The organism is Chitinophagales bacterium (assembly GCA_013816805.1).
Taxonomy (GTDB): domain Bacteria; phylum Bacteroidota; class Bacteroidia; order Chitinophagales; family UBA10324; genus MGR-bin340.
The window spans coordinates 51,260-63,685 of sequence record JACDDS010000004.1 but is presented as its reverse complement, the minus strand read 5'-3'; the positions used below and the strand labels follow the sequence as shown (position 1 = coordinate 63,685).

Annotated in this window: 9 protein-coding genes; 5 read left to right on the top strand and 4 right to left on the bottom strand. The window is 38.7% G+C overall.

What is annotated here, in order from left to right; translation table 11 throughout:
- Window positions 1-191: 191 nt before the first annotated feature.
- Window positions 192-2,324 carry a tail fiber domain-containing protein gene (locus tag H0W62_04240; protein ID MBA3647750.1) on the top strand — a complete coding sequence of 711 codons (2,133 nt, stop codon included), beginning with the start codon at window positions 192-194 and terminating at the stop codon, window positions 2,322-2,324.
- Window positions 2,325-2,556: 232 nt separating this feature from the next.
- Here the strand turns inward: H0W62_04240 and H0W62_04235 are convergent, their stop codons facing one another.
- Complete coding sequence (locus tag H0W62_04235) at window positions 2,557-5,166, bottom strand: T9SS type A sorting domain-containing protein (GenBank protein ID MBA3647749.1); 2,610 nt, start codon at window positions 5,164-5,166, stop codon at window positions 2,557-2,559.
- Between the two features lie 280 nt (window positions 5,167-5,446).
- Between H0W62_04235 and H0W62_04230 the strand changes: the two genes are divergently transcribed.
- On the top strand, window positions 5,447-6,127 hold the full coding sequence (locus tag H0W62_04230; protein ID MBA3647748.1) for a metal-dependent hydrolase: 681 nt from the start codon (window positions 5,447-5,449) through the stop codon (window positions 6,125-6,127).
- A gap of 73 nt (window positions 6,128-6,200) precedes the next feature.
- A complete protein-coding gene (gene kdsA, locus H0W62_04225) occupies window positions 6,201-7,010 on the top strand; it encodes a 3-deoxy-8-phosphooctulonate synthase (GenBank protein MBA3647747.1) in 810 nt (269 codons plus the stop codon).
- Here kdsA and H0W62_04220 read toward each other — a convergent pair whose 3' ends face one another.
- The 3 genes from H0W62_04220 to H0W62_04210 form a co-directional block, all read right to left on the bottom strand.
- Window positions 7,011-8,996, bottom strand: a complete 1,986-nt coding sequence (locus H0W62_04220; protein MBA3647746.1) for a PD40 domain-containing protein — start codon at window positions 8,994-8,996, stop codon at window positions 7,011-7,013. It abuts the gene before it with no gap.
- 6 nt (window positions 8,997-9,002) lie between these two features.
- Window positions 9,003-9,584, bottom strand: coding sequence for a 7-carboxy-7-deazaguanine synthase QueE (locus H0W62_04215; GenBank protein MBA3647745.1), 582 nt, complete (start codon window positions 9,582-9,584; stop codon window positions 9,003-9,005).
- 182 nt (window positions 9,585-9,766) lie between these two features.
- The gene (locus H0W62_04210) at window positions 9,767-10,315 is read right to left on the bottom strand and encodes a transposase (GenBank protein ID MBA3647744.1); all 549 of its coding nucleotides are present in this window, start codon (window positions 10,313-10,315) and stop codon (window positions 9,767-9,769) included.
- On the opposite strand from H0W62_04210, the gene H0W62_04205 reads away from it, so the two are divergent.
- Together H0W62_04205 and H0W62_04200 are read left to right on the top strand one after the other, a co-directional pair.
- The gene (locus tag H0W62_04205; protein MBA3647743.1) at window positions 10,296-10,526 is read left to right on the top strand and encodes a T9SS type A sorting domain-containing protein; all 231 of its coding nucleotides are present in this window, start codon (window positions 10,296-10,298) and stop codon (window positions 10,524-10,526) included. The genes H0W62_04210 and H0W62_04205 overlap by 20 nt on opposite strands.
- A gap of 7 nt (window positions 10,527-10,533) precedes the next feature.
- The gene (locus H0W62_04200) at window positions 10,534-12,273 is read left to right on the top strand and encodes a hypothetical protein (GenBank protein MBA3647742.1); all 1,740 of its coding nucleotides are present in this window, start codon (window positions 10,534-10,536) and stop codon (window positions 12,271-12,273) included.
- Window positions 12,274-12,426 lie beyond the last annotated feature (153 nt).

Below are 12,426 nucleotides of genomic sequence, written 5' to 3'. Positions count from 1 at the left end.
GCAGGCTCCTCACCAGGTTACTTTTGTTTTCAATATTATCAGACAAATCATATGATAGCTTCAAAGAATAGTCACAGGCTTATCTGTTAAATAAGCAACTCGCTTTTATATATTATTGATTACTATAAAACATTATAAGGAGGAAGCCGAAAATCCTTTCCGAGAGTAGGCAACAATTATATCTATACACTATGAAAAATCTTCAACGTTTAACAGTCGTATTCCTATTAATGATAAGGATTACGGTTATTACTAACTACAGTAATGCGCAAAATACCTTTCCTTCTACAGGAAGTGTAGGAATTGGTACTACTACACCCAATACATCTTCACTTCTTGATATGATAAGTACCACCAAGGGAATGCTTGCACCGCGGATGACAAAAGCTCAGCGTGATGCGATTTCCACACCTGCAACGGGACTACTAATTTATCAGACCAATAGTACTCCAGGGTTTTATTATTATGATGGAACAAAATGGTTGGCAGTTACATCAAAATCCAAAGGATGGTTACTTACAGGAAATTCGGCTATTGATCCTGCAATAAATTTTATTGGCACTACTGACTTACAGCCATTAAAATTTCGGGTAAATAACATCACTGCAGGAGAATTAAACCCTGTTAATGGGAATACTGCATTTGGAATGAATACGCTTTTACTAAATACCACGGGTTATAGTAATGTTGCTATAGGCACTAATGCTTTACATAGCAATGTAATCCGTCATAATATTGTTGCTATCGGCGATTCTGCATTATTTAATAATGATAATGGAGCGCCTCTCTTTTTTTATGCAACTGCAAATACTGCCATCGGATCAAAGGCACTTTACTCCAATACTTCAGGTTACGATAATACTGCAACAGGCTTCCAGGCATTGTATTCCAATACAACAGGACAATCTAATACGGGAAATGGATATCAGTCACTTTATTCAAATACTACCGGCGGCCATAATACAGCCAATGGAATTAGCGCCCTTTACTCAAACACCACTGCAGGTGATAATACTGCAACAGGATATAAGGCTCTTTATTTTAACGTAACAGGCATTTCAAATACAGCCAATGGTTCTCTCGCTTTAGAATTTAATACCGGTAATTATAATACAGCTACCGGAAGCAATGCACTGATGAGCAATACTACAGGTAATAACAATACTGCTAACGGTTATAATGCTCTTTCTTATAACACTACGGGTCATGATAATACAGCAAATGGATATCATTCATTATACCTTAATACCTCTGGAAATTTCAATACTGCGTTTGGCGAGTCAGCATTATATTCTAATACAACCGCTTCAGACAATACGGCTACTGGCTATAGTGCGCTTGCTTATTCTACTGGATATGGCAATACCGCAACTGGAAATTTTGCCCTTGCCAGTAACACTACAGGATCATACAACACAGCTATAGGTCTTCAGGCCGATGTGTCAACACCTGGTAGTATAGGTAATTCTACTGCAATAGGTTATTTCTCCTACGTTTCGGCAAGCAATCAGGTGCGTATTGGTAACACAAATGTAACAAGTATCGGAGGTCAGGTTGATTGGACTTTTACTTCTGATAGTCGGGTAAAGAAAAATATTAAAGCCAATGTGCCTGGCCTAACATTTATAAATAAGCTACAACCTGTAACCTTCAATTTTGATTTGAACGCAATGGATAAAATTGTACAACGCCCTGCTATTAAAATGTCTAATGGCAAAATAAGGGAAACTACACCGCAAGAAATAGTTTCACGTAAAGAAAAGGAGCAAATTGTCTACACCGGCTTTATTGCACAAGACGTAGAGAAAGCAGCTAAAGAATTGAATTATGATTTTAGCGGCGTTGATGCTGCAAAAAATGATAAAGATTTATATGGCTTACGCTATGCAGAATTTGTAGTACCATTGGTTAAGGCAGTGCAAGAGCTTTCAGCAAAAAATGATGAAAAGGATATAAAAATGAGCGATCTGCAAATTCAAATTGATGAGCTCAAGGTCCAGGTTCAATCATTGTTAAAAGGCAACATCGAACATGTTTCTCAAAATGCTATAACACTTTCGAGTGCTTCATTAGAACAAAACACACCTAATCCTTTTAATGAATCTACAGAGATCCAGTATGCTCTGCCATCCAAATTCTTTTCAGCCCAAATAATAATCAGCGACCAGGCAGGTAAAATAGTGAGGCAAAATAATATTTCAACTCAGGGAAAAGGAGTATTGAAACTGGATGCCGGTTCCCTTTCTGCAGGTACCTATAACTATTCACTTATTGTGGACGGAACAACGATAGATACTAAAAAGATGGTGATTCTCAAATATTGAAACATAATTGTGTCATCCCGGTAGTAAACCTATCGAGATGATTCAATGAAAGAAAAAGTCTTGATTTTTTTGACTACTCGGTAACTTATGTAAGCAATGAATTGTATACAGGTCTTTTAAATAAGATCTTATTTTTAAAGTCTACAATCAACAAAATAATATTACGCTTCTGAATTTGATTCGGAAGCGTGATATACTATATAACCTGACAATTTCTGGAACGAGTATTATGTTATTGCTTCACCACCATTTTTGCATAGGTTTTTTCTTCAGTTGTTGCAGAAAGGATATAGGCACCCTCCGGCAAAATATCAGTACCTAAATTAAACCGAAAAACAGATGGTGAAGCATTTGTAAAGCCTGAAATCGCTATCACCCTTCCTGAAAGATCAGTTAGCTTTAAGGTAAAGGATCCGGATACGATGTCTTCAAATCTTACATCAATATAACTTACGAACGGGTTGTTCATAACAACTAAACCTTTTCCGGCTGCATCGTTTTCAATAATAACGTCAGCCGAATTTTTTGCCAAGGGAGTTACAATCTTGCCTTTAATCAAAGCAATAGCTCCTGTTAAACCACTAGGCGGTAAAGATACTGCTGCAACAATATCATTCTTGCCATCTCCGGTAAAATCAGCATAAAAAGGAGAAGCAGTACTGTAATAGAGGCCATACCGCATTTTAAAAATGAAAGTTCCGTCTCCGTTATTCAGGTATATAGATACATCATTGGAAGCGGAGTTGCCTACTATAATATCAATATCCCCATCTGCATCTACATCCCCGGAAGTGATGCCGGATTCATTTCGCAGGTCCGGAGAGTAGGCTCCTTTGTAATTTTGTGCAGGCTGCAGTGTTCCGTTACCATTTCCAAGCAATACACTCATTCCTTCGAAATTATACTCCGTACATGTTGCGACATCCAGGTTTCCATCGCCGTTAAAGTCATTTAACAGGATGTCGTAAGGAGAATTTTCTGTTGCATATTGCAAGGGTGGCTGTAAATCCCCGGTTCCCGTTCCAATGTGGACATCTACAGATAATGATTGCCCTGTTACCAGATCAATTTTGCCATCATGGTTCATATCTCCGCCTGCCAGGCAGCTTGGAGAAGGATCTATTATTTTAATAAGTGGAGCTCCAAAGGTTCCGCTTCCATTATTTTTACTGATAAATATTCTTCGTGCGGAGTTGGGATCATTCGTGCAGCCGAGCCATTCCGTTAATACTGCATCCAGGTCACCATCATTATCCATATCGAATGCATCAATATCACTCCAGCCACAGGCGTTCATACTCCAGGTTTGTCGGGGGCCAAAGGTTCCGTCGCCATTATTTATGGCAGTATGAAAATCGTAAGGTGGTGAAGAGATGGCCGATGCAAAAATAAGATCGGGCTTCCGGTCGCCATTCAGATCACGGAACTTTGCCTGAACACCACCACTTCTTATGGAATAAGCAGTGCCATTCGTAAATTTTCCGTTGCCCATATTTTTTTGAACCGTAACCACTACGCCCACAGCAGCGATGCTTGAAGCAGACGTCACTACATCAAGATCTCCATCCCCATCAATATCTGCCGCATCAAGTGACCCAGGTACACCATTATTGGTGAAGTAAGTAGATGGAACTCCAAAATTTGCTTTCCCAAAGTTCCTGTGTACAGTAACCTGAAGTGAATACCAATCCGTAGTAATCACATCTATTTTTCCATCTTTATCTACATCAGCCGTTGTTAGCGTATACGTACTCTGACCAGCCGGTATAACCACCGCCGGTAAAAAGCCGCCGCTGCCATTATTCAGAACTACCTGGTATCCATCTCCTACTCTACCCTGGAAATTCGCTCCAACAATATCTTTCCAGCCATCACCATTTAAGTCGGCAACGCTCATATCTACAGCTCCACCGGTATAGGCAACAAGGTTAATAAATTGGACGGGCGAAAAGGTTCCGTTTCCCTGGTTTTTGAATAAAGCGATCTGTCCCTCAGTACCATCAGTAGTCCAGGCGCTTGAATAGATAATATCATTATCGTTGTCATTATCAAAATCAGCTGCCTCTACATTTGCATTTGCATCACCTCCATATACAAAACCAAGCACATTCATCTCTACCCTATTAGAAAAATCATTGTTACCGCCGTTAAATAAAATATTCATTTTCTCTCCTTCATTGCCAATCACTATGTCAATAAGGTTATCGCTATTGATTTTTGCAGCAGTGATTTTATAAGGAGTTAAGCCCGAGGGAAAAGTGACAGCAGGGGCGAATACTCCACTTCCCTGGTTAATCAGGAGAGATAAAGTACCCGTCGCACTTTTATTATTAGCTACGGCAAGATCTATGTCACCGTCATTGTCGAAATCTGCAGCGGCAATACCTACAGGAGAGGAGCCCACTGTATAATTTACTGCTTTCTTAAAAACCGCCCTGCCTTTATTTATATAAACAGAAATGGTGTTGCCATCAAAATTTACCCCCGTGTTGGTAAGAGCAACATCCTGCAAGCTGTCATTATTAAAATCGGCTATTACAATATCTTTCGAAGCATTCTTAGACGCGTATTTGACGGGTAAGTCATAGATTCCCTTTTTTAAATTTTTCAGCATTACGAAACCATTGGAAAAATTTTCCTGGGAAACCACCAGGTCGGAATCTCCATCATTATCCAGGTCGCCGGATTTTACCGATGAAGGACTTTGGCCATCGGGATAATAGCCGGTATTAAATCCATACCAGGCGCTATCAAACAAGGGTTTATTACTTGATTGTGAATAAGAGAGAAAAGGTAAAAGCATAGCAAAAGCTATAAAATGAATTAGAGTTGATTTTTTCATGACTTATTTATTGAAGGGCAAAATTATGACTGATTTAAAGTAAAAACTAATGAATGAAGTTGAACGGGAAAAAGCAGCAGTTGAATGAGATTCCGCTTCTCCTGTATTGAAATTCAGTACTTCTTAACGATTATTATAGATCCGTGTAACCAGTTGATCTAAAAACAGATAACAAAAATCATAACATGATTAGCTTTGCCTGGGATCACGTCAGTGTACCTTTTACACCTTCTGTGCTTTACTTAGAATTGAAAACTGTTATTTTGTAAAAAACTCGTCCTTGAATATAACTTATTATGGACAATCCTGCGTGGGGATTAAAATTGGAAATTTTAACGTATTATTTGATCCATTCATAAAAGGAAATCCTCTTGCTTCCTCAATCGATATAAAATCCATCAAAGCAGATTTTATTCTTATTACGCATGCCCATAGCGATCACATGGCAGATGCGGAAGAAATTGCGCACAATACCAATGCTCCTATAATTACTAATAATGAAATGAATAAGTGGTTTGCTAAAAAAGGTTTAAAGGGCGGGCAGGGGATTAACTATGGTGGAAAATTAGTGCTCGATTTTGGGACTGTGCATTATGTCAACGCCATTCACTCCAGCCAGTTTCCTGATGGATCGAGTGGCGGCAATCCAGGTGGGTTTGTTATAGAAACCAAAGAAGGAAACTTTTATCATGCAGGCGATACTGCATTAACGATGGATATGAAATTAATTCCGATGATATGTAAGTTACAATTTGCTTTTCTTCCAATCGGCGGTTATTATACCATGGATTATAAGGATGCGGTCGTTGCTTGTGATTTTATTGAATGCAATAAAGTGATTGGAATGCACTACGATTCTTTCCCGCAGATAAAGATCGACCACCAGGATGCCTTGAATGCCTTTCAATCAAAAGGAAAAGAACTGATTCTGATGAAGATTGGAGAAACTATAGAAATTTAACTTTCGGATTACTTTACTTATAACGGCTATTTTCTCTTTAACCCGAAACCTTAAACCTGTAACCATAATCGTGATTCCTTCCATTCCTAAATTGAAATTCACTGAAGGAAATAATTTCTTCCTTATCGCTGGACCATGTGTGGTGGAGGGTGAAAAAATAGTTTTCGAAACGGCAGGAGAAATTCAACGTATCGCAGATCAGCTGGAAATTCCGTTCATCTTTAAATCATCTTTTAAAAAAGCGAACCGTTCAAAATCAGATTCCTTCACGGGAATAGGCGATGAGCTTGCGCTCTCGATATTAAGAAAAGCAGGAATAGAATTTAATATACCGACACTCACAGATATTCATGAAACTTCCGATGCTGCTTTGGCCGCCGAATATGTGGATGTATTGCAGATACCGGCATTTCTTTGCAGGCAAACAGATCTGTTGACTGCCGCAGGTAAAACCGGCAAAGCAGTGAATATTAAAAAAGGCCAATTCCTGGCGCCGGAGCAAATGCAATTTGCTGCTCAAAAAGTGCAAGACGCCGGGAATGAAAATATTTTTCTCACTGACCGGGGTGTTACGTTTGGTTATCAGGATCTGATTGTAGATTATCGTGGAATACCAATAATGCAGCGACTCGGGTATCCTGTAGTGCTAGATTGTACGCATTCATTGCAAAAGCCTAACCAAGCCATTGGAGTAACGGGTGGTATTCCTGAAATGATTGAAATTATTTCCAAAGCAGGAATTGCTGTAGGTGTAGATGGGCTTTTTATCGAAACACATCCTGACCCCTCCAAAGCAAAATCAGATGGAGCAAACATGCTTTCATTAAGCAAATTGAAAGGGCTTTTAGAAAAACTTGTGAAGATTAGAAAAGCGCTTCAATAATTATTGCGCAGTCACGGTAAACTCTGTTCTTCGATTCTGAGCCTTTCCCTCTTCATTGCTATTTGAAGCGATCGGTTTTGTTTTTCCAAAACCTTTAAAGCTCAATCGCGCCGGCGATATTCCATTTGCAACCAGATAATCATATACCGATTTAGCCCTGTTTTCTGAAAGCCTCTGGTTATGATCATCGCTCCCCTGGTCATCGGTATGCCCTGTGACTTGAATTTTTAACGAGGTATTTTGCTTCAGCAAATCAATGAGCTTATTGAGCTCTGCTTTAGACTGATCTTTCAAAACATAAGAATCTGTTTCGAAAAAAATATTTTTAAGAATTACACTCGATCCTACTTCAATAGGCTTTAGCGCCACATCTATTAAATAAGGCTTATCTGCATTATGCTCTTTCAGGGAAAAATTTTCCGAATAAAATAAATATCCTTTCGCAGCAACATTAAGCGCATAATTTTTTCCTGCGGGAATGCTGACCAAATAGTTTCCGCGGTTTGGGTCTGAATTGGCAGCCATTATTATTTTACCATTATCCAGATCAATCAATTGAATGGTGGCAGCAATAGGCAATCCTGAACCTGCATCCGCTACCTTGCCTTTTACATACGTTACAGGGTTGGGCTGCGCCTTATCATACAGATCAAATTCATACAGGTCCATGCTGTGTTTTTGCTGAATCCGGTCAGAAGAAAAGTAAGCGTGCTGACCATTCAGAGAAACGATAAAGCTGTTCTCATCATTTTTGGTATTAATAGGATAGCCAAGGTTTACCGGTGCAGACCAGGTGCCGTCATTTTTCTTCCGGGAATAAAAAATATCATCACCGCCCATGCATGGCCGGCCATTGGATGAGAAGTATAAAGTGCTGCCATCAGGATGTATAAAAGGAGATTTTTCATCGAAAGGACTGTTTACAGAATCTCCGAGATTAACCGGTAGTTCCCAGCTTCCGGTTTCATTTTTATAAGAAACCCAGATATCGCTTCCACCCTTACCCCCAACTCTAGTACTGGTAAAATAGAGCGATTTGCCGTCTGCGGAAATGCTTGGCTGCGATTCCCAGGAAACAGAATTGACTGGTGCGCCCATATTTTTTGGTCTGCTCCATTGGTCGTTACTCCTTTGAGAATAATAAATGTCGCAGCTTCCAGCGCCATCCGGTCTGTTGCATGCGGCAAAATAGATGGTATTCCCGTCCGGTGATATGCATTGTGCTCCCTCATTATCAGCGGTATTAATTCCGCCTATATTTTGAGCTGGCATCCATTCGCTATTCTTCCTATAGCTTACAAAAAAATCCTCATTCGAATATTTTCCCGTACCAACGCGTCTCGTAAAAATAATTGCCTGCTCATCACCGGTAAGTGAGGGAAGGTATTCGGGAGCTTCGGTGTTAATGCCGGAACCCAAATTTTTCGGATCAAAAGGAACCGGGGTTTTTACCGCTTCTTTTGCAAAACCTGCATTAGCAAGCATACGGGTTGCGTCACGCTCTCTCTCTTTGGAAATGTCCCTAAGTGATAGGAATTGCTGGCAGTTACTGATGCAATCATCGTAGTTATCTAAATTCCAATCACATTGTGCGAGGAAAAAAAGCTCACGCCATGAATAAGCAGGGTCAAGAGAAATAGCTTTTTCTAATGATTCTTTTGCCTTCACGTAATTTCCTTGTTCCTTGTATACTTCACCCAGCATGATCCATGCATCAATGAATGTTGGATCGGCAGCAGTTAATTCTTCCAGCGTTTTGGATGCACCCGAATAATTTTTACCAATTACATATTGGGATGCATCGCCATAAGCTTTCAGCGATCTTTTCGATGCATTTTTATAGGTGGAATATTTTTGAGCAAAACAAGGATGATCTGAAAAAAGAAAAGCCGAAAAAAATAAAATAGCAAAAATTTTAAACTGAAAAAATTCTTTCGAAAGATGAATAACTGTTACCTCATTCAAAGTTGTCCGGCACCTGGTCATTTTATTTCAAGGCACATTTAAATATTTGTGAATTTGCAAAGAAACATTCCATTGATGATGCTGCTTCACATAATCAACGATGAAAGGAAGCATTTCTTTTTCACGGCTCCATTCAGGCTGTAAAAAAAGCTTGCAATCTGCAGAAACCAAATGGGTAAAACTTTCAGCCCATTTAAAATCGCTTGTATTGAAGACTACAACTTTTAATTCACTGGCAAAGGCTAAATTTTCGGGTAACGGCGCTTTAAATTTTTTTGGGGAGATGCAGATCCAGTCCCATTCTCCGTTCAACGGATAGGCTGCAGAAGTTTCAATGTGAGTTTTTTTATTTTTTTTATGCAGAAGGCTGGTTAGCTCCGTAAGATCGTGCATGAGTGGTTCCCCGCCGGTGATGACTACAATAGGCGATGGAAATTTTTCCGTTTCAGCAACTATTGATTCCACGGATTTTAGAGGATGCTTTGCAATGTCCCAGGATTCTTTTACATCGCACCAGACGCAGCCTACTTCACACCCCGCAAGCCGAATAAAATACGCAGCGGTGCCCTGGTGGAAACCTTCTCCTTGGATGGTATAGAAGTGCTCCATAACCGGGTAGGAAACCTGAACTGCATTAAGTGGAATAAGGGATTCAGTAATCAATGCGAACTTTTAATTTGCATCTATTGAGTGCAAATATAAGACTCAGGGAAATTTGTCGGGAAGTCAATATATCAGAAAAGAATTCGCTCAATTTCTTAAGCTGGCGCAAGCGTCCGCTTGTGCCAATATCAGTCAAGCAAGATTATTTTCACTAATCCTGGCTCACCTGCATAATCTCTTGCACTGCTGTAAAGATAATCTTCGGGATCACTAACAAAGCCTGCTTTAACAGGATTAAAATGAATGTATTGGAGTCGCTGAACAATCATTTCATTGGTAGCCAATTCTATTGGATGGTTATGCTGCTGCCATAACTGAAAGCCGCGATTGTTTCTATTTGTCAATCCAACCTCATACATCATTTTCACCAACCATTCCTTTCTGCTTTCTGTCGAATTTTCCTCGATGGCAATTCGAAGATTTCTTGATGTGAAACTCTTGAAGTCTCTCAGAATATCTTCCATTGGATTGCCTTGAGTGCCAATGATTAAATGCATATGGCTTGTCATAATACACCATGCAAACACTTCTAATCCTTTTTTCTTTTGACAAAACATGAGACTATCAAGCAAAATGTTCCTGTATTCATTTCTAATAAACAGATCAATCCAATTGACTACAGCAAATGAAATAAAGTAAAGTTTTGTTTGATCAAGAATCTTATATTTTCGACTCATTGAAATATCATTTGAAGATAATTATTTAAGTGATGGCGTACTTTATTTAACCATATCAAATGCTTATGGCGAGGAAATAATTAATAGGCAAGTATCCAGCCATGAGATGAATAAGATAGACGTATCACATCTTTCAAACGGGCTGTACTATGTTTATTTAAATAGTGCGGAAAAAAGAATAGCTTTAAACAAACTTGTTATCACCAGATAGACATTCTATGAAAAGAATTGTTTTTGCAAGTTTGCTTCTTGTCTGCACATTTACTTCTGCCCAATTGAGAACCAATACTTGGGAACTTAGTGGAACCAGAATTCCGGATTATAGAAATAAACAAAATCTTACTGAGGTTAATTTTATTACTGGCTTTGCTGATACTTTGACAGTTTTTCGACAAATGTCTTTTTTTATAACCAATTCAAGTATTTCCGATAGTCTCGGTAATCTTCTTTTTTATTCTAATGGACAATGGATAGCCAATCGTAATCACGATTCGCTCGAAAATTGTAATGAATTCAATGCAGGGTATTCTACCGATCAATACTATGACGGTAGGGGCTTAGGTTTTACTCAAGGTATGATTATAATACCTCATCCGGATAGTATTTTTTTGTATGATTTGTTTTATATAACTACCGAAAAAAAATTTAAATACCATCATAATTTATATACTGAAGCTATGCATTTAAGCCACAGTGTAATTGATATGCGATTAGATAATGGCTTGGGTGCAGTTACTCTTAAGAATGAATACTTAATTGAAGATACATTAATACAAGGAAAATTATCGGCTTGTAAGCATGCTAATGGAAAAGACTGGTGGATTATTGATCACAAATGGAATTCAACTATTTTCTATACTTGGTTGCTAACACCAACCGGAATTGAGGGTCCGTATTCTCAAAGCATAGGATCAATAATTATAAATGATTTTGGGCCAGGTGAAGCAAAATTTTCATCGGATGGCTCACAATATGCAATAGAAAGTAACTATGACTATTTTATAGAACATTACAACTTTGATCGTTGTACCGGACAATTGAGCAATCCATATAAATTTTTTAATTCAACCTATTTGGTGAATGATTTTGTGGGCTTATCCTTTTCCCCCAATAACGAATTCCTTTATCGCTGCTCCCAACTTAATATAATTCAATATGACACAAAAGTTAAAAATTTCTTCAATTATCCAGATACCGTAGCAATATATGACGGAACTTATGCCCCCTTTCCAACTTGGTTTTCAATGACACAATTAGCTTTAGATGGTCGAATTTATATTTGTACTTGGGACGGAGATAGCGTTCTTACTTATATTGATAACCCGGATATTATGGGAATAGCTTGTAGTGTCGTTCAACACGGAATTATTTTGCCGTACTTAAACAATGAATCTATTCCTTATTTTCCTAATTACGATTTGAGTCCTCTTGGCAATTACGTAGCCGATGCAGGAGCAAATGACACCATCAACAAAGGTCAAACCATACAGCTTGGTATACCACCGGTTGCAGGGGTAAAATATCTATGGCATTCAGATCCAACTTTAAGCGATACCACTATTGCACAACCTATTGCGTCACCGGATACCACTACCACGTATTACCTTATCGTCACAGACACCTCCACTTACAGCAGTTGTAATGTGAGAGAAGATACCGTAACGGTGTTTTTAGATATTGCGGATGCAGTGCATATACCTAAACCGCAAAACCACGGTACTTTTAGAGTTTCACCGAATCCGGTTTCATCATGGCTAAATATGATTTATCAATCAAATGATGATGCTGTATTCGAGTTATTTGATGCATTTGGTAGTCGCAAGGCAACTATTAATTTATATCACTACTTTAAAAACCGAATGCTGGATATAAGTGCGTTACCTGCTGGAATATATGAATGGAAAGTGATACAGAGAGGAAAATCTATAGCACACGGAAAAGTGGCGGTGATAAGATGATAATCATATAATTTAAAAAATAGCTCCGCTTCAGTTGTTGGTGATGCTTTTTCTCATTCCTTTTCAAACACACAACAACGGCTATCGGGGAACACCAGCATGGACAAGAAATATAGAGAAACATGGGAATTTGGCAGGAAGTCAATATATCCC